At 65.5% G+C, this 20,387-nt stretch carries 23 protein-coding genes and 1 pseudogene; 17 read left to right on the top strand and 7 right to left on the bottom strand.

Annotated elements, in window-relative coordinates:
* The 5 genes and pseudogenes from VQ042_RS17840 to VQ042_RS17820 all read left to right on the top strand — a co-directional run.
* Positions 1-141, top strand: a pseudogene (locus VQ042_RS17840) (acyl-CoA dehydrogenase); the annotation flags it as partial.
* A gap of 29 nt (positions 142-170) precedes the next feature.
* On the top strand, positions 171-422 hold the full coding sequence (locus tag VQ042_RS17835; protein ID WP_331821666.1) for an Lrp/AsnC family transcriptional regulator: 252 nt from the start codon (positions 171-173) through the stop codon (positions 420-422).
* A 274-nt stretch (positions 423-696) separates the two neighbouring features.
* Positions 697-1,710 (top strand): DctP family TRAP transporter solute-binding subunit, encoded by a 1,014-nt coding sequence (locus tag VQ042_RS17830; protein WP_331821669.1) that lies wholly within the window; start codon positions 697-699, stop codon positions 1,708-1,710.
* Between the two features lie 200 nt (positions 1,711-1,910).
* The gene (locus tag VQ042_RS17825; RefSeq protein WP_331821665.1) at positions 1,911-2,591 is read left to right on the top strand and encodes a TRAP transporter small permease; all 681 of its coding nucleotides are present in this window, start codon (positions 1,911-1,913) and stop codon (positions 2,589-2,591) included.
* 6 nt (positions 2,592-2,597) lie between these two features.
* Entirely contained in the window at positions 2,598-4,223 is a 1,626-nt protein-coding gene (locus VQ042_RS17820) for a TRAP transporter large permease (RefSeq protein WP_331821664.1), read from the top strand.
* A 146-nt stretch (positions 4,224-4,369) separates the two neighbouring features.
* Here the strand turns inward: VQ042_RS17820 and VQ042_RS17815 are convergent, their stop codons facing one another.
* Complete coding sequence (locus VQ042_RS17815) at positions 4,370-4,795, bottom strand: MarR family winged helix-turn-helix transcriptional regulator (RefSeq protein WP_331821663.1); 426 nt, start codon at positions 4,793-4,795, stop codon at positions 4,370-4,372.
* 398 nt (positions 4,796-5,193) lie between these two features.
* Between VQ042_RS17815 and ectA the strand changes: the two genes are divergently transcribed.
* From ectA to VQ042_RS17795, 4 genes are all read left to right on the top strand, one after another.
* Positions 5,194-5,787 (top strand): diaminobutyrate acetyltransferase, encoded by a 594-nt coding sequence (gene ectA / locus VQ042_RS17810; protein WP_331821662.1) that lies wholly within the window; start codon positions 5,194-5,196, stop codon positions 5,785-5,787.
* Positions 5,788-5,890: 103 nt separating this feature from the next.
* Positions 5,891-7,192 (top strand): diaminobutyrate--2-oxoglutarate transaminase, encoded by a 1,302-nt coding sequence (gene ectB, locus VQ042_RS17805; RefSeq protein WP_331821661.1) that lies wholly within the window; start codon positions 5,891-5,893, stop codon positions 7,190-7,192.
* A 45-nt stretch (positions 7,193-7,237) separates the two neighbouring features.
* Complete coding sequence (locus VQ042_RS17800; RefSeq protein ID WP_331821660.1) at positions 7,238-7,630, top strand: ectoine synthase; 393 nt, start codon at positions 7,238-7,240, stop codon at positions 7,628-7,630.
* Positions 7,631-7,783: 153 nt separating this feature from the next.
* Positions 7,784-9,253 (top strand): aspartate kinase, encoded by a 1,470-nt coding sequence (locus tag VQ042_RS17795; protein WP_331821659.1) that lies wholly within the window; start codon positions 7,784-7,786, stop codon positions 9,251-9,253.
* A 134-nt stretch (positions 9,254-9,387) separates the two neighbouring features.
* Here the strand turns inward: VQ042_RS17795 and VQ042_RS17790 are convergent, their stop codons facing one another.
* Together VQ042_RS17790 and VQ042_RS17785 are read right to left on the bottom strand one after the other, a co-directional pair.
* Positions 9,388-10,629 (bottom strand): PQQ-dependent sugar dehydrogenase, encoded by a 1,242-nt coding sequence (locus VQ042_RS17790; protein ID WP_442880116.1) that lies wholly within the window; start codon positions 10,627-10,629, stop codon positions 9,388-9,390.
* 162 nt (positions 10,630-10,791) lie between these two features.
* Positions 10,792-11,061 (bottom strand): ArsR/SmtB family transcription factor, encoded by a 270-nt coding sequence (locus VQ042_RS17785; RefSeq protein ID WP_331821658.1) that lies wholly within the window; start codon positions 11,059-11,061, stop codon positions 10,792-10,794.
* 224 nt (positions 11,062-11,285) lie between these two features.
* Between VQ042_RS17785 and VQ042_RS17780 the strand changes: the two genes are divergently transcribed.
* The 6 genes from VQ042_RS17780 (at position 11,286) to VQ042_RS17755 (ending at position 15,040) form a co-directional block, all read left to right on the top strand.
* Complete coding sequence (locus VQ042_RS17780; protein ID WP_331821657.1) at positions 11,286-12,179, top strand: MBL fold metallo-hydrolase; 894 nt, start codon at positions 11,286-11,288, stop codon at positions 12,177-12,179.
* Between the two features lie 10 nt (positions 12,180-12,189).
* Positions 12,190-12,567 carry a rhodanese-like domain-containing protein gene (locus tag VQ042_RS17775; protein ID WP_331821656.1) on the top strand — a complete coding sequence of 126 codons (378 nt, stop codon included), beginning with the start codon at positions 12,190-12,192 and terminating at the stop codon, positions 12,565-12,567.
* A gap of 105 nt (positions 12,568-12,672) precedes the next feature.
* Positions 12,673-13,461 carry a sulfite exporter TauE/SafE family protein gene (locus VQ042_RS17770; protein ID WP_331821655.1) on the top strand — a complete coding sequence of 263 codons (789 nt, stop codon included), beginning with the start codon at positions 12,673-12,675 and terminating at the stop codon, positions 13,459-13,461.
* Between the two features lie 44 nt (positions 13,462-13,505).
* Positions 13,506-13,940, top strand: coding sequence for a YeeE/YedE family protein (locus VQ042_RS17765; RefSeq protein WP_331821654.1), 435 nt, complete (start codon positions 13,506-13,508; stop codon positions 13,938-13,940).
* Positions 13,941-13,951: 11 nt separating this feature from the next.
* Entirely contained in the window at positions 13,952-14,377 is a 426-nt protein-coding gene (locus tag VQ042_RS17760) for a DUF6691 family protein (RefSeq protein WP_331821653.1), read from the top strand.
* Positions 14,378-14,608: 231 nt separating this feature from the next.
* On the top strand, positions 14,609-15,040 hold the full coding sequence (locus VQ042_RS17755; protein WP_331821652.1) for an HD domain-containing protein: 432 nt from the start codon (positions 14,609-14,611) through the stop codon (positions 15,038-15,040).
* Between the two features lie 100 nt (positions 15,041-15,140).
* On the opposite strand, the gene VQ042_RS17750 is transcribed toward VQ042_RS17755, so the two are convergent.
* Both VQ042_RS17750 and pcsA read right to left on the bottom strand, forming a co-directional pair.
* Positions 15,141-16,115, bottom strand: coding sequence for a quinone oxidoreductase family protein (locus VQ042_RS17750; RefSeq protein WP_331821651.1), 975 nt, complete (start codon positions 16,113-16,115; stop codon positions 15,141-15,143).
* 23 nt (positions 16,116-16,138) lie between these two features.
* Positions 16,139-16,852, bottom strand: coding sequence for a phosphatidylcholine synthase (gene pcsA, locus VQ042_RS17745; RefSeq protein WP_331821650.1), 714 nt, complete (start codon positions 16,850-16,852; stop codon positions 16,139-16,141).
* A gap of 160 nt (positions 16,853-17,012) precedes the next feature.
* Here pcsA and VQ042_RS17740 point away from each other — a divergent pair, with 160 nt between their 5' ends.
* A complete protein-coding gene (locus VQ042_RS17740; protein ID WP_331821649.1) occupies positions 17,013-18,221 on the top strand; it encodes a UbiH/UbiF family hydroxylase in 1,209 nt (402 codons plus the stop codon).
* Here the strand turns inward: VQ042_RS17740 and VQ042_RS17735 are convergent.
* A complete protein-coding gene (locus VQ042_RS17735) occupies positions 18,186-19,151 on the bottom strand; it encodes an AEC family transporter (RefSeq protein ID WP_331821648.1) in 966 nt (321 codons plus the stop codon). The genes VQ042_RS17740 and VQ042_RS17735 overlap by 36 nt on opposite strands.
* Before the next feature lie 121 nt (positions 19,152-19,272).
* Here VQ042_RS17735 and hspQ point away from each other — a divergent pair, with 121 nt between their 5' ends.
* Positions 19,273-19,596, top strand: a complete 324-nt coding sequence (hspQ, locus tag VQ042_RS17730) for a heat shock protein HspQ (RefSeq protein ID WP_331821647.1) — start codon at positions 19,273-19,275, stop codon at positions 19,594-19,596.
* A gap of 98 nt (positions 19,597-19,694) precedes the next feature.
* Here hspQ and VQ042_RS17725 read toward each other — a convergent pair whose 3' ends face one another.
* Entirely contained in the window at positions 19,695-20,354 is a 660-nt protein-coding gene (locus VQ042_RS17725; RefSeq protein WP_442880117.1) for an invasion associated locus B family protein, read from the bottom strand.
* Positions 20,355-20,387 lie beyond the last annotated feature (33 nt).

The raw sequence follows: 20,387 nt of genomic DNA, 5'->3' as shown, positions 1-20,387 counted from the left end.
GGCGGCAACGGCATCATGGGCGAGTACCACGTCATGCGCCACGCCCAGAACCTGGAGACCGTCAACACCTACGAGGGCACGCACGACGTCCATGCGCTGATCCTCGGCAAGGCTCAGACCGGCCTCCAGGCCTTCTTCTGAGCCACGACGCAACCAGCCGGAGACCCGCCATGCAGACCATCTTCGTCCAGTTCAAATGCCGGCCCGGCGCCGCCTATACGGTCGCCAGCGACCTGCAGGAATCGGTGGAGGAGATGTCGGAGGTCTATTCGACCTCCGGCCATTACGACCTGATCGCCAAGTTCTATCTCGATGACGGGCGCGATCTCGGTCATTTCGTCACCGAGAAGCTGCAGGTGCTGGACGGTGTCGCCGACACCTTCACCACCGTCGCCTTCAAGGCGTTCGGCGCCGCCGGCTAGAGCCCACCGGGCGCCCGTCTGCGCCGTCAGAAGAAAACCGCCATCGGTTGCAGTGCTTGCCAAGCCCGGCGCCATTTGCTTCCCTTGGCAAATTGCAACGGTGGGAGGCCGTTGCCGGGAGGAATGAGCCCTTCGGCCCGTGTGTTGCACGCGGGGCCGAAGGCGCGATCCGGCAGATGTCACCACCCGATTGCGACAATGGATGCGCGCCCGGCTTTGGCCGGTCGTCCCCTGTATCCTCGGGCCCGACTGGGACAACACCGGAGTTTTCATGATGAAGAAGCTGCTACTGAGCGCCGTATCGACGTTTGCCCTGGGCCTCACGGCCTCGACTGCCATGGCGCAGTCGGCAGGCTGCGACGACGGCGAGATGGTCATCAAGTTCAGCCACGTCGTTGCCGCAACCGGCCATCCCAAGGGCGACGCCGCGACATTGCTCGCCGATCGCGTCAACGAGGAGATGAACGGCACCGCCTGCATGGAGGTGTTCCCGAACACCACCCTGTTCGACGACGACAAGGTGCTGGAGGCCCTGCTGCTGGGCGACGTGCAGCTCGCCGCGCCTTCGCTGTCGAAGTTCGAGGCCTACACCAAGAAGTACCGACTCTACGATCTGCCGTTCCTGTTCAACGATCTGTCGGCGGTCCAGACCTTCAACAACAGCGACACCGGCAAGGAACTGCTCACCGTCATGGAAGACGTCGGCTACACCGGCCTCGGCTACTGGCTGTCGGGCATGAAGCAGTTCTCGGCCAACAAGCCGCTGGAAGTGCCCAGCGATGCCAACGGCCTGAAGTTCCGCATCCAGACCTCCGACGTCGCCGAGGCGATGATCGAGGCGATGGGCGCGTCGGCGCAGAAGCTGGCGTTCTCGGAGGTCTACCAGGCCCTGCAGACCGGCGTCGTCGACGGCCAGGAAAACTCCTGGTCCAACATCTACACCCAGAAGTTCTTCGAGGTGCAGGACGGCATCACCGAGACCAACCACGCCTCCCTGGCTTATCTGCTCGTCACCTCCACCGAGTGGCTGGACGGGCTGGAGCCGGCGGTTCGCGACCAGTTCCTATCCATCGTCGACGAAGTGACGAAGACGGCGAACGACAACGTGGCCGATACCGAGGCCAAGAATCGCCAGAACATCCTCGATTCCGGCTCGGCCATCCGCGAGCTCTCGCCGGAGCAGCGGGAACAGTGGGTCGCGACCATGAAGCCGGTCTGGGACCGCTTCCGCGAAGATGTCGGCCAGGACGTGATCGAAGCTGCCCAGGCGGCCAACCCCACCAACTGACCACGTGACCTGAGACCGGGCACCCTTGCGGTGTCCGGTCGTCTTTACCGGGCCATGGTCCGGCGTCCGCGCGGTCATGGCTGACCCCACAGAATAAATCGGTCTTTCGCGGACGGGCATCTTCCACTTCGCACCCGGATACGGTAGCCGCGACCACCGACAAGGCAGCATGGCCGCCGCGGCGGCTTCGGGAGGAGATCATGAGCGCTTACTGGCCGTTCCTCGCCGTCCTGGCGCTTGTCGTCCTCCTGTTCCTCGCCGAACGGCGCCGGCCCGAGATCGTCACCCGGATCGAGGAGAACATCCTCGCCACGATCCTCGCGGCCATCACGCTGATCTCCTTCTCGCAGGTCGTCGCCCGCTACGGCTTCAACAGCGGCTGGACCGGTGCGCTGGAACTGACCCGCATTCTCTTTGCCTGGATGATCCTGTTCGGCATGAGCTATGGGCTCAAGCAGGGCATCCATCTCGGCGTCGACGCCCTGATCCGCCTGTTTCCCAAGCCGCTTTTCCGCGTGGCGGCATTGTTCGGCGCATTCTGCACGGCGCTCTACGCCATCATGCTCCTGTCGGCCGACTGGCTGTCGATCTTCGGCGCCAATTCCTCGGGCGGGGCGATCTTCTACTGGAAGCGATTCTTCGACCTCGGCCTCGGCCTCGACGATCTGCGCTATCCTGTCTTCATTCAGGAAGCCTTCGGCATGCAGGAGCGCGTGCAGCGCTGGATTGCCTATCTGATCCTGCCGATCGGGCTTTCCATGCTGGCCTTCCGTGCCCTGCAGGGGCTGGTCCAGATCTGGAACGGCGAGCGCGAGCTCATCATCGCCAGCCACGAGGCGGAAGACCTCGTGGCGGAAAACAAAGACGTGCTGAAGGACTGACGACGGATGGAAACTGCCCTTCTCTTCATCCTCGTCCTGAGCCTCCTGTTCCTCGGCGTCCCGGTCGCGATCTCGCTCGGCCTGTCCTCGGTCATCCTGATCGCGTTCTTCTCGACGGATTCGATGTCCTCGGTGGCGCTGCAGCTGTTCACGGCCTCGCAGAACTACACGCTGCTGGCGATCCCGTTCTTCATCCTGGCCTCGGCCTTCATGTCGACCGGCGGCGTCGCCCGGCGTCTGATCAATTTCGCCATCGCCGCGGTCGGCCATTTCCGTGGCGGCCTCGCCATGGCCTCGGTGCTGGCCTGCATGCTGTTCGCGGCACTGTCTGGCTCCTCGCCCGCCACGGTCGTCGCGATCGGCACCATCGCCATCGCCGGCATGCAGAAGGTCGGCTACAGCAAGGATTTCGCGGCAGGCATCATTGCCAATGCCGGCACGCTCGGCATCCTCATTCCGCCCTCGATCGTGATGGTCGTCTATTCGGCCGCCACCGACGTCTCGGTCGGGCGCATGTTCCTGGCCGGCGTGATTCCCGGCGCGGTCGCCGGCCTCATGCTGATGATCGCCATTTATGTCATGGCGCGGATCAAGAACCTGCCTGCCGAGCCCTGGCACGGCTTCGGCAATATCATCCATCACGGCAAGGATGCCGGCTGGGGCCTGTTCCTGATCGTCATCATCCTTGGCGGCATCTATGGCGGCGTCTTCACGCCGACCGAGGCCGCGGCCGTGGCCGCCGTCTACGCGTTCTTTGTCGCGATCTTCGTCTATCGCGACATGGGGCCGATGAAGGGCATTCCCTGGGTGCTGCCCACCGACAGTGTGAAGGCCCGCGTCGGCTTCTCGGCCATCGTCTACGGCGTCGCCTTCTTCTTCGTCTGGATGATCCTGTCTTTCTTCGCCACCGACGCGCCCACCGGTGCCTCGCTGAGCTTCGCCGAACGCGCGACCATCGGCGGCATCATCTCGGCGATCCTCGTCGTTGCCTACACCCTGTGGCGCGGCGAGAAGACGGGTGTGGCGGGCGTCCTCGGCCATCTGGGTGCCGGCCTGCCGGTATGGGGACGCAATATCTGGCTGTCACTGCGCAATGTTGGCCGCGCCTTCTTCAACGAGGACACGCGCAAGGTGATGGTGGAAGCGTCGCGCACGACGGTGATGCTCATGTTCATCATCGTCAACGCGCTGCTCTTCGCGCACGTCCTGACCGCCGAGCGGATCCCCCAGGCGATCACCGACCTGATGCTGGGCGCCGGCTTCGACTGGTTCACCTTCCTGATCGCCGTGAACATCCTGCTGCTGATCGGCGGCCAGTTCATGGAGCCCTCGGGCCTCCTCCTGATCGTCGCGCCGGTCGTGTTTCCGATTGCCATGGAGCTCGGCGTGGATCCGGTGCACCTGGGCATCATCATGGTGGTGAACATGGAGATCGGCATGATCACGCCGCCGATCGGCCTCAACCTGTTCGTCACGTCGGGCATCACCGGCATGAGCCTCGTCCAGGTGGTCCGGGCAGCGCTACCCTTCGTCGGGGTCCTGTTCCTGTTCCTGATCCTCGTAACCTACGTGCCGGCCCTCTCGACCTTCCTGCCCTACAGCCTCATGGGGCCGGAACTCGTCACGCGCTAGCATTGGCGCCGCACAAATGGCCGGTGCGGCTGAGAGGGCCGCTTCGGCCCTGTGAAGAGTGACATGGCGCAGACGGGCGGATGCACACTACGGCGAGACCGTCGCGTCTGCGCAACTCGCCTCGATGGTGTCGGCAACTCCGCGCGCTACGGCCGGGGCGTCCCGATCTCGCCGAACTCCAGGACCGGACCGGCATCGATGCGGTCGGCGTTCAGAAGTCCCGCCATGCGCTCGAGACTGGCGACGACCATCGCCTGCTCCCAGTCCTGCATGCGGTCGAACTCGTTCTGGAAGCTGACCTGCAGATCGGGCGGCATGCTCTCGATCATGGCATGGCCCTCGGCAGTCAGGTCGATCCAGATATGCCGGCGATCGCTCTCGCCCCGGCGTCGCTGCACCAGGCCCCGTTCGACCAGCCGGTCGATCAGCGTGGTGACGGTGGCCTGGGTCAGGCCGATCTGGGTCGCGATGGCGCTCGGGGTCAGTTCGCCCTGGCGCAGGATGCGCAGGACGGTCAGTTGCGAACTGGTCAGCCCGGTCTCCTTCGCCAGTCGCCGGGCACTGAACTCCATGGCTCGGATGATCCGCCTGAGGGCGATCAAAGCCTGCCGTCCCCGATCCTCCATGTTCCGTTCAACCCCGATCCGATCGTCTGCAAGGCACTCGGCCTCTGCCGCCCCCTGGCGGCGCGGCTATATAAACGAGGGGTCCTTCGACGATCAAACTGATTCTTCGGGATGTTTCGAGATTTCATTTGACCAGCGAATGACCTCCGGGCGCCCAATCCGTCATCAGAAATTTTTCTAAGCCTTGGCGGAAATCGATCAATTCACTGATAACATGAGGTTATTCGATGTTTTCGAAGGTGCCGAATCCCCGCGCATCCTGCCTGAATGCGCGCCGTGGTGGTTGACTATCCCTTCGATGAGACAAATATTCCGCCCAACGTAACAACGCACGAGGCGTGCCCATGCAGAAGTCCGACCAAGGTCCCCGTCCGCAACTGGCCAGCGTGTCTGACCCTTTGACCTTTCGCCACCCCGTCCGCGAGGATGGCCAGGCGGTGCATGACCTGATCGACTCCTGTGAGGCGCTGGACGACAATTCGCTGTACTGCAACTATCTCCAGTGCACGCACTTCGCCAGCACCTGCATGCTGGCCGAACTGAACGGCGAGATCGTCGGCTGGGTGTCGGCCTATCGCCCGCCTGAAGAGCCGGAGGCACTGTTCGTCTGGCAGGTCGCCGTGGCCGAAGCGGCACGCGGTCGCCGTCTGGCGCGCCGCCTGATCGCCAATCTCTTGACCAGCGAATCCTGCGCAGGCGTGGAGCGGCTGAAGACCACGATCACGCCGGACAACACATCGTCCTGGCGCATGTTCGAGGGCGTTGCGGACGAATTCGACGCGACCATCTCGGACAAGGTCTGGCTCTGCGGAGACGAGCATTTCTCGGGCGACCACGACAGCGAGCACATGCTGACGATCGCTCCGATCGAGACCGGCGAAACCACTGCCGCAGACACTGACGACGTGCCGGAACAGACGACGGCCAAAGCCGCCTGACGGCCTGCCACGCGGCCAGTTCGCGGGGCCCGCCACCGGAATATGACTGGAACGATGATGCCCGCGCCGCCGCGGGCTCCGTTCGCAACCAACGGAATGAACCATGCTGAATCACACTGAAACGCCCGCCACGACGGGCGCCGCCACCTTCGCACGCCTCGAGTCCGAGGTTCGCAGCTACTGCCGCAGCTTCCCGACAGTGTTCCGCACGGCGCAGAACGCCACGCTGACGAATGTCGAGGGCCGCGAATATATCGATTTCCTCGCCGGCTGCGCATCCCTGAACTACGGTCACAACGATCCGGACATGAAGTCGGCCCTCGTCGACTACATCATGTCCGACGGCGTCACGCACGGTCTCGACATGTTCACCGAGGCCAAGGAAGCGTTCCTGATCTCCTTCAGCGAACGCATCCTGAAGCCGCGTGGTCTCGACTACCGCATGATGTTCCAGGGCCCGACCGGCGCCAACGCCGTCGAGGCAGCGCTGAAGCTGGCCCGCAAGGCCACCGGCCGCGAGAACGTCATCGCCTTCACCAACGGCTATCACGGCGTGACCACCGGGGCGCTCGCCGCCACCGGCAATGGTTCGCAGCGGGCCGGCTCGCGCAGCCAGCTGTCGGGCGTCACCCGCATGGCCTATGACGGCTTCCATGGCGAAGGCGTCGACAGCGCCCAGATGCTGGACGACATGCTCGGCGACACCTCGAGCGGCGTCGACGCGCCGGCGGCTATCCTCCTGGAGTGCATTCAGGGCGAAGGTGGCCTCAACGTCGCCTCCAAGGAATTCCTGCAGCGCCTCGCCGCGATCGCCAAGAAGCACGGCGCCCTGCTGATCATCGACGACATCCAGGCCGGTTGCGGCCGCAGCGGCGACTTCTTCGCCTTCGAGTTCGCCGGCATCCAGCCGGACATCGTCACCATGGCGAAGTCTCTGTCGGGCTTTGGCCTTCCGCTGTCGATGGTTCTGGTGAAGCCGGAGTACGACGTCTTCACGCCGGCCGAGCACAACGGCACCTTCCGCGGCAACAACCATGCCTTCGTCACCGCCCGCGCGGCGCTGGAGAAGTACTGGGCCGACGACAGCTTCGCCAAGGAGATCCGCCGCAAGGCCGATGTCCTGAACGAGCGCCTGAGCGGCATCGCCGAGAGCTACGGCTTCCGGGTGAAGGGTCGCGGCATGATGCGCGGCATCGACACCGGTTCCGGCGACAAGGCTGCCGCCATCTGCGCCGCCGCCTTCGAGCGCGGCCTGATCATCGAGACGGCCGGCTCGTCCGACGAGATCGTCAAGGTGCTGGCTCCGCTGACCATCACGGACGAGGTGTTCGCCCGCGGCCTCGACATCGTCGCCGAGGCCTTCGAGGTCACCCTGCGCGAGCCGGCCCGCGTCGCGGCCGAATAGGCCGCCGACCGCGCCCCGCACCCGTATCCGAACAGGAGTCAGATCATGATCGTCAGAGATCTCGCAGAAGCCCGCAAGACCGAACGCCTCGTCAAGTCGGAGGGATGGGATTCCACCCGTCTCCTCCTCAAGTCGGACAATGTCGGCTTCTCGTTCCACATCACCACGCTCTACGCCGGTGGCGAGAACCACTTTCACTACAAGAACCATTTCGAGTCGGTTTATGTCGTCTCGGGCGAAGGCACGATCGAGGACAAGGCGACGGGCGAGGTCCACGACCTGCGGCCGGGCGTCATGTACGTCCTCGACAAGCATGACCAGCACATCGTCCGGCCGAAGACCGAGATGTCGGTCGCCTGCGTGTTCAATCCGCCGCTCAACGGCAAGGAAGTTCACGACGCGACCGGTGCCTACGCTCTCGAAGGCGAAGCGATCTAGCAGCGTCCGGGCGGCGACGTGCCGCCCGTATGCCCCGATCTGCGCAAGCGAGAGCCTGATGTTCCGCTTGGCGCCGACGCCCGAAACGCGAACGGGCAACATGCCCGTCCAACTCGGCGCACGCCCGTTTGAGCGTGCCCGGAGAGAGAACCCATGAATAACCATACAGTCGAGAAAATCGGCGGAACATCCATGCTCCGGCATGAGGAATTGCTGGAGAACGTCCTGATCGGCAGCCGCAAGGGCGCCGATCTCTACAACCGGATATTCGTCGTGTCCGCCTATGGCGGCATCACCGACAAGCTGCTCGAGCACAAGAAGACCGGCGAGCCGGGCGTCCATGCCCTTTTCGCCAGCACCGATTCCGAATGGGCCTGGGGCGATGCGTTGACGGCCGTTGGCCGCGACATGCAGGCGATCAACGCCAAGGTCCTGGACGATACCGGTGATCGCCGCGCCGCCGACGATTTCGTGCGCGAGCGGATCGAGGGTGTACGCAGCTGCCTGATCGATCTCAGCCGTCTCTGCTCCTACGGCCAGTTCCGTCTCGAAGAGCACCTGATGACCGTCCGCGAGATGGTGTCGGCGCTCGGCGAGGCGCATTCGGCGATGGTGACGGCACTGCTGCTGCGCAATCGCGGCGTCAACGCCCGCTTCGTCGACCTGACGGGCTGGCGCGACGACAGCCAGCCGTCGCTGGACGAGCGGATCTGCACCGCGCTCGAGGATGTCGATTTCGCCACCGAGATGCCGATCCTGCCAGGTTACGCCCAGTGCCGCGAGTCGCTCGTCAAGAGCCATGACCGGGGCTACACCGAGGTGACCTTCGCCCGTGTCGCGGCTCTCACCGAGGCCCGCGAGGCGGTGATCCACAAGGAGTTCCACCTTTGCAGTGCCGACCCGAAGACGGTCGGCCTCGACAAGGTCCGGGTCATCGGCCGCACCAATTACGATGTGGCCGATCAGCTGTCGAACATGGGCATGGAAGCGATCCATCCCCGCGCGGCGAAGGGTCTGCGCCAGGCCGGCATCCCGCTGCGGGTCCGCAATGCGTTCCGACCGCAGGATTCCGGCACGCTGATCCTCGACGAGCGCGGCGCGCCGAAGCCGCGCGTCGACATGATCGCCGGCCTGCGCGGTGTCTTCGCCCTGCAGTTCTTCGAGCAGGACATGGTCGGCGTGAAGGGCTACGACGCGGCGATCCTCGAGGTCCTGACGCGCCACAAGATGCGGATCGTCACGAAGACCTGCAACGCCAACACCATCACCCACTTCATCGACGGCTCGATGAAGTCGCTGAAACGCGTCGAGCGCGACCTGACAGAACGTTTCCCGGCCTCGGAGATCGAGATCGAGCGCGTGGCGATCGTTTCGGTGATCGGCCGCAACCTCACGGCACCGGGGCTGACCCTGCGCGCGCTCTCGGCATTGTCCGAGGTGGGCATCTCGCCGCTCGGCATGCAGGACCTGACGCGCCGCGTCGATCTGCAGTTCGTGATCGACGATAAGGATTACGACCTGACCCTGCGCACGCTTCACGCGGCGCTGGTAGAGAGCGATATCGAGGCAATGACCGATCAGGACGCGCCGAGCAACGATGCCGCGCTGCGGGATGCCGCCTGACAGACCTGCATCCGCCGGAACGGTGGTTGACGATGCGACGAAGCGAACGGGCCGCTCCTCTTGAGGGCGGCCCCTTTTTCGTTCGTGTGGAGCGGGCCTGCATCCGTCCGCTCCAAGTTCGAGGTGATGCGGCTTTAGCTTTCGGAACCGGCGGTCAGCCGGACGATCGTGCTGCCGCCGCCGTTGCGCGACTCGGTCACGGCGTAGATGGCGCCGTCGGGGCCGACCTTCACGTCGCGGATGCGGGCATCGAGCGGCACGCGCTCCTCGGTGGCGACGCGCCCGTCCTCCATGCGAAGGACCACGAGGCCTTGGGTCACTAGTCCGCCGACCAGAAATGCGCCCTGCCATTCAGGGAACTCGTCGCCCTGATACTGCGCCATGCCGGATGGGCCGATGACCGGATCCCAGTAATAGGTCGGCTGCTCCATGCCGTCTTGGGCCGTGATGCCCTCGCCGACCGGCGCGCCGCTATAGGCGACGCCATAGGTGATCACCGGCCAGCCGTAGTTCACACCCTGCTCCGGCCGGTTCAGTTCGTCGCCGCCCTTCGGTCCGTGCTCGACGGTCCAGAGCTGACCCTCGTCATCGACCACTGCCGACTGCAGGTTGCGGTGGCCGTAGGACCAGATCTCCGGCTGGGCGTCCGCTGCATCGAGGAAGGGACTGCCTTCGGCCGGCGAACCATCCTGGCGGATCCGGAAGATCTTGCCGAGACCCGAGCTCGGATCCTGCGCCTGATCGCGGATCGGCGTGTCGGAGCGTTCGCCGACGGTGACGAACAATTCGCCATTGGGCGCGAAGGCCAGCCGCGAGCCGAAATGCTTGTCACCGGCATAGGCCGGCGTCTGCTGGAATATCACGGTGACGTCTTCCAGCGCGCCCGAGCCGGCGTCGTCCGTGCTCAGCTGCGCCCTGACGACACTCGTGCCGTTCTCGCCGCCGCCGCGCGGTTCGGCGAAGGAGAAGAAGATCGTGTTGCTCTCGGCGAAATCGGGCGCAAGGGCGATGTCCAGAAGTCCGCCCTGCCCGGCGGCGTCGACTTCCGGCACGCCGGCAAGGGGTTCGCCCGGCTCGCCGTCGTCACCGACGATGTGCATGGCGCCGTCCTTCGTCGCGACCAGCATGCGCCCGTCCGGCAGGAACTCCATCGACCACAGGCGTGGCAGGCCGTCGGCCACGACATTCGTCGTCACGGCCACGTCCTCGGCCGGCTGCGGCGCGCGGGTCTGCCCTTCGAAGGCCGGCTGCTGGTCCGCGCCATGGGGTGCCGCGGTGACGACAGACGGCCGCATGTCGCCGTTGTCGCTCTGCGCCAGCGCGGGGACGGCAGTCAGCATGGTGGCTGTTGCAAGGGAAAGTGCGAGATGTCGCATGGGACCTCCAAAGCTGCGGGGACCGAGCCGCAGATCCGCGGCCGGCTTGCGAGCACAACTGGCCTGGCGGCCCAGCCCTGCAACCCACGCAGATCGTCCAATGATGCGAACGTGATGAGACGTGATGACTGCGCTCCCCATGGCGAAGGTTGCGAGCAGCCGCTACCCGTTCGACCCAGCGCTCGGTGCACAGAATACCTGGTACAGCGCGTCCATGATCGCGCGCGTCTCGTCGTTCGCCAGCGAATAGAAGATTGTCTGCGCTTCCCGGCGGGTGCTGACGAGGCCTCCCGTGCGCAGGCGCGCAAGGTGCTGCGACAGCGCTGATTGGCTGACGCCGACCTCCTGCACCAGAACGCCGACCGACGCCTCGCCTTCGGCCAGCTTGCAGAGGATGCGAAGCCGATGCGCATTGGCCATCAGCGACAGCATCTCCGCCACGTCGGCCGCTTTGGCATCGAGCGCACGCGCCTCGGTCGATGCGAGCGCGTCGTGATTAATATTAGGGTTGTCTAATTTAGGCATGACGCATATATACACCGGCAGCGGCAGATACGGAAGTGATTTGCCTCAACGCAAATCGGTCGGCCCCGGGTCATGCGACCATCGCATCACTCATAAGCCCGCCGCAGCGCACGAAGCTGGGAGAATTTCGCATGTTGACCCGCCACAGCCCATCCAGCGGCGCAGGATCGCCGGACATCTGGGGTTTCTACGAAGAGGACACAGGCTCCATCCAGTATGTCTGTGCGGACCCCGCAACCCGCAAGGCGGCGCTGATCGACGTCGTCCTGAACTTCAATCCCGCCGAGGCCCGCACCTCGACCGAAAGCGCCGACGAGATCCTGGCGCATGTCGCCCGTGAAGGGCTCGACGTCGAGTGGATTCTCGACACCCATCCCCATGCAGACCACATGATGGCCTCTGCCTATCTGAAGGAACAGCTCGGGGTACCGGCGGCGATCGGCAGCAAGGTCGTGGAGATCTCCGAACTCTGGCGCGGACTCTACAATCTGCCGGATGCCTTCGATCCGGCCCGCGACTTCGACCGGCTGTGGAACGACGGCGACACGTTCCGGATCGGCGACATCGATGTCCGCGTGATGCTCTCGCCGGGCCATACGCTGGGCTCGATCACCTATCTGGCAGGTGACGCGGCCTTCGTCCATGACACGCTGATGTATCCCGACATGGGCTCCAGCAGGGCCGATTTCCCGGGTGGCTCCTCCCGGATCCTGTGGGCGAGCATCCGCGAGATCCTGTCGCTGCCGGGGGACACACGCCTGTTCGTGGGCCATGATTACGGCGCCGGATCGCGCGACGAGATTCGCTGGGAAGCGACCGTCGCCGAGCATCGCCGCGACAACGTCCATGTCGGCGATGGCAAGGACGAGGCCGACTTCGTGCGTATCCGCGACGAGCGGGACGCGACCCTCGACCTGCCCGACCGCATGCTCCATGCCTTGCAGGTCAATCTGCGCGGCGGTCGCCTGCCGCCGGCCGAGAGCGACGGCAACCATTACTTCAAGATCCCGGCAAACCGTTTCTGAGGAGCAACCGATGCACAAGACCATGCAGGACTACGTGGCCGAAGCGAAGGCGACGACCGGGGTCGTCGCGCCCGCAGACGCCCATGCCGCGGACGGAGTCATCCTCGACGTCCGCGAGACCGGCGAACTGGCCGAGAGCGGCGAGGTCGCGGGCGCCGTCCACGTTCCGCGCGGATTCCTGGAAGCGCGGGCCGATCCCTCGGCAGAGAGCGCCCATCCGCCCCTGACCAGGGCGCATGGCGGTGGCATGCCGGTCCATGTGCTGTGCGCTTCCGGCGCGCGCGCCGCCCTGGCGGCCAGGACACTGACCGAAATGGGATATGACGCCAAGCCGATCGAGGGTGGCCTGAAGGCCTGGTGCGATCACGGGCTGCCGCTCAAGGACTGACCGCCGCGACCCCATCACGGCCTCGGGGGCTGCCGATTGTCCGGCAGCCCCAACGTTTCCTCGCCGACGCCCGATGGCGTCTGTCGCAGCCACGAGCTCTTCGCCATGACCCTCAGCCTCGTCCAGTATCTCCTTGGTGCCTTTTCTGGCTCGCTGGTCGGGTTGTCGCTCGGATTGTTCGGTGGCGGCGGGTCGATCCTGGCCGTGCCGCTGATGGTCTATCTCGTCGGCGTCTCCAGCCCGCACATGGCCATCGGCACCAGCGCCTTCGCCGTGGCGGCCAACGCGGCCGGCAATCTCGTCACCCATGCCCGGCTCGGCAACGTGAAATGGCGGTGTGCCGTCGTCTACAGCGGTGCCGGGATCGTCGGCGCCCTCGCCGGCTCGACCGTCGGCAAGATGATCGACGGCGAGCAGCTGTTGTTCGCCTTCGCCCTGCTGATGATCGGCGTCGGCGTGATGATGTTCCGCAGCCGCGGCCACACCGGCGACGCTGATGTGGAATGCAACCGCGAGAATGCGCCGAAGGTGCTAGGCTACGGCGCCGGCACCGGGGCGTTCTCCGGCTTCTTCGGGATCGGCGGCGGCTTCCTGATCGTCCCCAGCCTCGTCGCCTCCACCGGCATGCCGGTGCTCAAGGCGATCGGCACGTCCCTCGTCGCCATTGCCGCCTTCGGGCTGACGACATCGCTGAATTACGCACTGTCGGGCTATGTCGACTGGCCGTTGGCCCTGGTCTTCGTGGCTGGCGGTTTGGCCGGCGGTGTCGGCGGAGCCTTCGTTGCCCGCTGGCTGTCCGGTCGCAAGGGCGCGCTGAATGTCGCCTTTGCCGGCCTCATCATGCTGGTCGCGATCTACATGCTGGTGAAAAGCGGTCAGGCCTTCCTGGCCTGACCGTCCCGTACCCGACGGTCCCATGAGCTCAAGGAGCAGACGACGTGCCGCTCGACACCATAACTCCCTTCACGCCATTCGCCTCGCTGGCGGGCGGCATCCTCATCGGCCTGTCCGCCGTCTTCGTCATGCTTCTGTTCGGGCGGATTGCCGGCATATCGGGCATTACCACCGGTGCCCTGCCCGCCGGCCGGGATGACTGGATCTGGCGTCTCGCCTTCATCCTCGGTCTTGTCGCCGCGCCCCTCCTCGTCGTGGCCGTGACGGGTGGTCCGGTCACCCAGACCGTGCCGTCCAATCTGGTCGCCATGGGGATCGCCGGCCTGCTGGTCGGCTTCGGCACGATCACCGGCTCGGGCTGCACCAGCGGACACGGCGTCTGCGGCCTGGCCCGCCTTTCGGGCCGCTCGCTCGTCGCGGTCCTGATTTTCATGGCCTTTGCCGCAGGGACGGTCTTCGTCCTGCGCCATCTCGTTTGAGGAAGATCACCATGCGTCCTCTCTTCGGCTTCCTCGCAGGGCTCCTCTTCGGTGTCGGGCTGATCCTCGCCGGCATGTCCGACCCGGCCAAGGTCCTGAACTTCCTCGATGTCGCGGGAACATGGGATCCCAGCCTCGCCTTCGTCATGGGCGGTGCCGCGCTCACGACCTTCATCGGCTACAGGATCGTCCTGCCGCGCGGCCGCCCGTTTCTGTATGCCGATTTCCAGTTGCCGACGCGCCGCGACGTGGATCGCAACCTGAGCCTGGGCGCTGCCACCTTCGGCATCGGCTGGGGCATCGGCGGCTTCTGCCCCGGTCCGGCCTGGACGGCTCTCACGCTGGCTGCGCCGGGTACGCTGGTCTTCGTGCCGATGATGCTGGCGGGCATGGCCATGGCCACGCTGGTCGCCAGACGGCGCAGCGCCCCGGGCTGACAGCCGTCGGTCAGTGTAGTCGGCTATGAAAAGACGGGGCCGCGAGAGGGATCGGATCTGACCTTGGGGCATTGGAAGAAGTATCGGCGGCAGGTTTTCCTCCCAATTTGACCCGCGCTGGCGAATGCAGAGAGGCAGTTGGATGGGGCCTCCCCCCTTTCCGGCTGCCTTCTCCTTTGACCGACCCAAATTCGTTTTATCGCAGTCATGTAACGTCCAGGAGGATCGGCGATGACGACGATCGAGCGGGCACGCGCCATCGCGGAAAGTGCCCATGCCGGGCAGATCGACAAGGCCGGCGCCCCCTACATCGCTCATCCCGTCCGGGTCTGCGACGCGGTTCACGGCCGCGAGGCGAAGATCGTCGCCCTGCTGCATGACGTGGTCGAGGACAGCGATGATTGGACGTTGGCGCGCCTGCGCGACGAAGGGTTCTCCCGGCAGATCGTCGATGCCGTCGACGCCCTGACCCATCGCGAGGGTGAGGACTATTTCGACGCCGTCCGCCGGGCCCGGGCCAACGAACTGGCCCGCACGGTGAAGCTGGCGGATCTGGCCGACAATTCCGACCGCACCCGTCTCGGCACGGTGACGGAAGACGATGAACGGCGGCTGGAAAAATACGCCAGGGCGCGCGCCGTGATTCTCGACGGCGGGGATTGATCGGCGGCGTGGCGCGAATCCTTCGTCGAGGCAGCGGCACGGACTCAATCTTGACGGATCTGCCAGCGACAACCCGCCGGCGGATCCGTGGTCTGATGAGCTACATCGTGAGAATGGTCGCGCCGGTGGTGCGACGCGCCTCGAGGTCGCGATGCGCCTGGGCGGCCTCGGCGACCGGATAGGTCTGGCCGATGGTGATCTTCACCGCACCCGAGCCGACGACATCGAACAGGGCCCTCGCCGACGCATCGAGTTCGTCCCGATTGGTGTTGTAGCCGAACAGGCTCGGCCGCGTGGCGAACAGCGAGCCCTTCTGGTTCAGGATGCCGATGTCGAACGGCGGCACGCCGCCCGACGACTGTCCGAAGCTCACCCAGAGACCGCGGCCCTTCAGGCAGTCGAGGCTGCCCGGAAAGGTGTCCTTGCCGACGGAATCGTAGACCACGTCGCATTTGCGGCCGTCGGTGATCTGGTGGATCCGCTCGACGAAATCCTCGTCACGATAATTGATCACGTGGTCGTAGCCGTTCTCGAGCGCCAGCGCGCACTTTTCGGGCGAGCCCGCCGTGCCGATCACCGTCGCGCCCAGATGCTTGGCCCACTGGCCGGCGATGAGACCGACGCCGCCGGCGGCGGCGTGGAACAGCAGCACCGTCTCCGGTCCGACCTTGAAGGTGCGGCGCAGGAGATATTCGGCCGTCATCCCCTTCAGCATGATGGCGGCGGCGGTCTGGTCATCGATGGAATCGGGGATCTTCACGGCCTTGTCGGCGGCCACCACCACTTCCTCGGCATAGCTGCCGGAAACACCATTATACGCGATGCGGTCGCCGACCTTGAAGCGGTCGGTGCCCGGGCCGACGGCGGTGACCACGCCTGCGCCTTCCTTGCCGAGGGCGAAGGGCATCTGCGGCGCCTTGTAGACACCGGTGCGGAAATAGACGTCGATGAAGTTCACGCCGGCGGCGGTCTGCCGGACACGAACCTCGCCATCGCCCGGCTGGCCCGGATCGTGCTCTTCCCACTTCATCACGTCCAGTCCGCCCACCTCGTGGACCATGATTGCCTTGCTCATGCCTGTCTCCCTGATTTGTCCGCTCAGCGGCGCATGCGGTCCAGCAGCTGGACGACGCCGCCGATGGCGAACAGATAGACGCCGCTCGCCACAAGTCCCCAGCGCACCCAGTCCGGACTGTCGAAATTGTTGACGAGGGCGATCAGCCCCAGCACCGACCAGACGGCGACAACCGACAGGTTGAGCCAGCGCAGCCGCACCACGCGGACCGGATGCAGGAACTGGATCGGGAGGAACGTCGCGACCGTGCACACGACCACGAATCCGAAGGCCACCGCCTGGCTCGGCTGCACGGCGAAGAAGGTGAAGACCACCATGTTCCAGGCGACTGGAAAGCCGCGGAAATAATTGGCCTTCGTCTTCATCCGCGTGTCGGCGTAGTAGATCGCGCTCGAAATCACGATCAGCGCCGCGGCCACGCCCGACCACGGCTCGCCGATCAGCCCGGACAGATAGAGGCCCACGGCCGGGATCATGACGAAGGTCGCGTAGTCGATCACGGCATCCAGGACGTCCCCCGACCAGTTCGGCAGGACGCGCTTGATCTCGACCTTGCGGGCCATCGGTCCGTCGATGCCGTCGACGAACAGGGCCAGGCCCAGCCAACCGAACATGGCCACCCAGCGCCCCTCTCCGGCGGCGATCAGCGACATGAACGCCAGGAACGCCCCGCTCGCGGTCAGGAGATGCACGCCAAAGGCGCGCCATTTGTCGAATTTTCTGACTGCGTCTGCCATCACATGTCCGGATCGATTCGTCGCATGGCGGCGTGGTGCAGCGACGGGCCATTGTCATCCGCTGTAACGGGCGTATGTGCGAATTCCAAGCGAAACGAACGGCCACGCGCATTATGAGCGGGTTTTGGCCGCATCTGTCACCGGATCTGGACCGCAAGGCATGGAACGTAGAGAAATTGCTGTCATCGGCGGCGGGCTGGCTGGAACCGCTACGGCGCTGTCCCTGGCGCAAGCCGGTTTCGACACGGTGCTGGTCGCGCCCGAGGCACCGGCCGACCGGCGCAGCACGGCGCTCATCGGGCGCTCGGTGGCGTTCCTGTCCGATCTCGGCGTCTTCGACGCGCTCGGCAGCAAGGCCCAGCCCCTGGCCGTCATGCGGCTCATCGACGACACGAAGCGCCTCCTTCGCGCTCCGACCGTCGAGTTTCGAGCGAGCGAGATCGGCCTGTCCGCCTTTGGCTACAACGTCCTCAACAGCGATCTCCTCGCCGCGCTCAAGGAGCGGGCTGCGGACGAGCCGCGGCTGGACAGGCGCGACACGGTTGCCCGCAGCTACCGGATAGAGGGCGAGCGCGCCGTCGTGGAGCTTGCCGATGGCGGCAGCCTCGCGGTCGATCTCGTGGTCGCCGCCGACGGTCGCCGCTCGCCGATGCGTGAGGCGGCCGGGATCGGCCTGCGCGAATGGGCCTATCCGCAAGTTGCTATCGTGCTGAATTTCGGCCACCGCATCGACCATCAGTCGATCTCGACGGAATTCCACACCCGCTCCGGGCCGTTCACCCAAGTACCGTTGCCCGGCCGCAAATCGTCCCTGGTCTGGGTGGAGGAGCCGAAGCTCGCCGAACTCTATGCGGAACTGTCGCCCGAGAAACTGTCGCGGCTGATCGAGGATCGCATGCATTCGATGCTCGGTGCGGTCGACGTGGAGGAGCCGATCCAGCGCTTTCCGCTCTCCGGCGCGTCGGTGGCCCGCTTTTCCGGCGATCGTCTCGCCCTCGTCGGCGAAGCAGCCCATGTCTTCCCGCCGATCGGCGCGCAGGGGCTCAATCTGGGTCTCAGGGACTGCGAGGACATCGTGCGTCTGGCCTGCGAGAGCCGCGACGACCCGGGTGCCCGCATCACGCTCCTGCGCTACGACGCCGCGCGGCGCTCGGACGTGCGTTCGCGCACCATCGGCGTCGATCTGCTGAACCGGTCGCTGCTGGCCGACTTCCTGCCCAGCCAGATGGCGCGTTCGGCGGGGCTCGGCGCGTTGCGCGCGCTGCCGTTCCTGCGCCAGTTCGCCATGCGCGAGGGGCTGAGCCCGGGTGCGGGCCTGACCGGCGTCCCGCGTTCACTGCGGGAACGGATCGGCCGGCAGGAACCCTGAGGTAATCAGGAACAGGAGCAGCGTCACCGTTCCCACCGACGTGACCGTGGTCACCAGGACCGAGGCGGAGGCGCGCTCGACCCAGACGCCATATTGCTGGGCAATCACGAAGACGTTCGTCGCGGTCGGAAGGCTGGCGAGAAGGATGGCGGTCTGGACCCAGAGCAGATCGAAATCCCCGAACAGGCCAAGCAGCAGCCAAGCGACCATCGGCTGGACCATCAGCTTCAGCGGGACGATGGTGCTCAGTTCCGCCGGTACCCGCTTCAGCGGTCGCAGCGCCAGCGTGACGCCCATCGCGAACAGCGCGCAGGGGGCGGCCGCGTTGGCCAGGAGCTGCAGCAGGCGCTCGACGGGTTCCGGCGGCTGGAACTGCAGGATCGCCGCTGCGACGCCGACGATCGTCGCCAGGATGAAGGGATGGGTGAAGATGCTGATCAGCACCTGCACCACCAGGGTACCGGCAGACCGGCTGCGATCGCCGCCAATCGCCATCATCAGCGGCGCCATGACGAAGTGCAGGATGTTGTCGAAGCAGAAGATCAGCGCCACGGGCACCGCAGCCGCCGGGCCAAAGGCGGCCATCGCGATCCCGGGCCCCATATAGCCGATATTGCCGTAGGCGCCGGCAAGGCCCTGGATGGTGGCGACCGGGATGTCGCCGCGGGTCCGTACGATCGCCAGGGCAAAGCCGACGGAAAAGATCACGAAGGTCGCAAGGGTCGTCGCGGCGATGAAGCCAACGCTGGCGAGTTTCTCGACCGGCGTCTTGCCGAGCAGCTGGAAGAACAGGGCCGGCAAGGCGATATAGATAACGAACACGTTGAGCCAGGCGAGGCCCTCGATCGGCCGATGGACGATTCGTCCGGCGCCGAAACCCAGGCCGATCAGGACGAAGAACGGCGAGATGAGGCCGATGATCTCGATCAAGGTGTCGGCCTGGCGCTGAAACAGGAAAACATGCGGGAACGTTCGTCTCGACCGGCCGTGCGCGCTTGCGCTGCACGGGGCAGATGGCTAGTTCCCGTGCCTTAAGGGAGACTACACATCTATGCAAACGGCCCGCTTCTTTATCGGACAGATCGTCAAGCACCGCGTATTTCCGTTCCGCGGCGTGATCTTCGACGTGGATCCCGAATTCGACAACAGTGACGAATGGTACGAATCCATTCCCGCGGACGTGCGCCCACACAAGGACCAGCCCTTCTACCATCTGTTCGCCGAGAACGCCGAGAGCGAGTACATCGCCTATGTGTCGGAACAGAACCTCCTGCCGGACGAGACCGGCATCCCGGTACGCCATCCGCAGATCGGCGAATTGTTCGACGGTCCGGTCGACGGCGCCTACCAGCTTAAGGGCGCGCACCGGAACTGAACGGTAGTGCGCTCGGGGCATACCGCAGCGCCCTGCCCCCAAACGCAGACGGCGGCCTCGCGGCCGCCGTCTGCATGTCCGGGTCTGGTCGGTCCGCCTTACTGCGGGGCCGCGCCGGTCTTGGCCGCGTTCTGCGCGTCCTCGAACTTCTTGCGGCGCTCCTCGGCCTGCTTCTGCAGAGCCTCGTTGAGCTCCTGCTGGCGCTGGGCCAGTTCGGGCTGGGCCTTGGGCGCGCCGTCATAGGCGTTGGTGAAGCCCGACAGGGTCACCGGCACCGGATTGGCCTGACGCTGGAAGTTGATCGAGGTCACGGTCATCTGGCTACCGGCCTTCATCGACGCGACCACGGCGTCGGTGAGCTCCGCCTCGGCAATGCAGCGATCCGGGAAGCAGACCGAATAGTTCAGCGTCTGCGGTGCCTTGTCGTCCACCTTGATCTGCACGCCGGCAGGGATGACCCGGCCGGTCGGGACCACGGCCTGGAGCACCTTCTGGTTCACCTTGCCGGTGACGTTGATCAGGTTGACCGCGGTGATCAGCTGCCGCGTGTCGGCAATGAGCGTGTACTGCGTGTTGCAGATCTCGTTCTCGCCCTGGGTCGAGCAGACCTTGAACCATTCGGCGGGCACGGCTTGCGGACGCTGCTGCCCGGCAGCCGGCGCGGCGCCTGAGGGAGCTGCCGGTGTGGCGGTCTGGGCGATCGCGCCGGATACGCCGGCACCGAGCGTCGCAAATCCGAGCAGCCCGGCAGCGAGCATCCCGGTGGTGGCGTTTGTCAGACGATGCGTCAC

It is taken from the genome of Aurantimonas sp. A2-1-M11, assembly GCF_036549475.1.
Taxonomy (GTDB): Bacteria; Pseudomonadota; Alphaproteobacteria; order Rhizobiales; family Rhizobiaceae; genus Aurantimonas.
The sequence above is the reverse complement of the archived record's forward strand: the minus strand, read 5'-3'. Positions and strand labels throughout refer to the sequence as shown.

Bases quoted from the DNA above. Each gene is read 5' to 3' on its own strand.
- VQ042_RS17835 (WP_331821666.1), top strand. From the start codon at position 171: ATGCAGACCATCTTCGTCCAGTTCAAATGCCGGCCCGGCGCCGCCTAT.
- VQ042_RS17830 (WP_331821669.1), top strand. From the start codon at position 697: ATGAAGAAGCTGCTACTGAGCGCCGTATCGACGTTTGCCCTGGGCCTC.
- VQ042_RS17825 (WP_331821665.1), top strand. From the start codon at position 1,911: ATGAGCGCTTACTGGCCGTTCCTCGCCGTCCTGGCGCTTGTCGTCCTC.
- VQ042_RS17820 (WP_331821664.1), top strand. From the start codon at position 2,598: ATGGAAACTGCCCTTCTCTTCATCCTCGTCCTGAGCCTCCTGTTCCTC.
- VQ042_RS17815 (WP_331821663.1), bottom strand. From the start codon at position 4,795: ATGGAGTTCAGTGCCCGGCGACTGGCGAAGGAGACCGGGCTGACCAGT.
- ectA (WP_331821662.1), top strand. From the start codon at position 5,194: ATGCAGAAGTCCGACCAAGGTCCCCGTCCGCAACTGGCCAGCGTGTCT.
- ectB (WP_331821661.1), top strand. From the start codon at position 5,891: ATGCTGAATCACACTGAAACGCCCGCCACGACGGGCGCCGCCACCTTC.
- VQ042_RS17800 (WP_331821660.1), top strand. From the start codon at position 7,238: ATGATCGTCAGAGATCTCGCAGAAGCCCGCAAGACCGAACGCCTCGTC.
- VQ042_RS17795 (WP_331821659.1), top strand. From the start codon at position 7,784: ATGAATAACCATACAGTCGAGAAAATCGGCGGAACATCCATGCTCCGG.
- VQ042_RS17790 (WP_442880116.1), bottom strand. From the start codon at position 10,629: ATGCGACATCTCGCACTTTCCCTTGCAACAGCCACCATGCTGACTGCC.
- VQ042_RS17785 (WP_331821658.1), bottom strand. From the start codon at position 11,061: ATGCTGTCGCTGATGGCCAATGCGCATCGGCTTCGCATCCTCTGCAAG.
- VQ042_RS17780 (WP_331821657.1), top strand. From the start codon at position 11,286: ATGTTGACCCGCCACAGCCCATCCAGCGGCGCAGGATCGCCGGACATC.
- VQ042_RS17775 (WP_331821656.1), top strand. From the start codon at position 12,190: ATGCACAAGACCATGCAGGACTACGTGGCCGAAGCGAAGGCGACGACC.
- VQ042_RS17770 (WP_331821655.1), top strand. From the start codon at position 12,673: ATGACCCTCAGCCTCGTCCAGTATCTCCTTGGTGCCTTTTCTGGCTCG.
- VQ042_RS17760 (WP_331821653.1), top strand. From the start codon at position 13,952: ATGCGTCCTCTCTTCGGCTTCCTCGCAGGGCTCCTCTTCGGTGTCGGG.
- VQ042_RS17755 (WP_331821652.1), top strand. From the start codon at position 14,609: ATGACGACGATCGAGCGGGCACGCGCCATCGCGGAAAGTGCCCATGCC.
- VQ042_RS17750 (WP_331821651.1), bottom strand. From the start codon at position 16,115: ATGAGCAAGGCAATCATGGTCCACGAGGTGGGCGGACTGGACGTGATG.
- pcsA (WP_331821650.1), bottom strand. From the start codon at position 16,852: ATGGCAGACGCAGTCAGAAAATTCGACAAATGGCGCGCCTTTGGCGTG.
- VQ042_RS17740 (WP_331821649.1), top strand. From the start codon at position 17,013: ATGGAACGTAGAGAAATTGCTGTCATCGGCGGCGGGCTGGCTGGAACC.
- hspQ (WP_331821647.1), top strand. From the start codon at position 19,273: ATGCAAACGGCCCGCTTCTTTATCGGACAGATCGTCAAGCACCGCGTA.
- VQ042_RS17725 (WP_442880117.1), bottom strand. From the start codon at position 20,354: ATGCTCGCTGCCGGGCTGCTCGGATTTGCGACGCTCGGTGCCGGCGTA.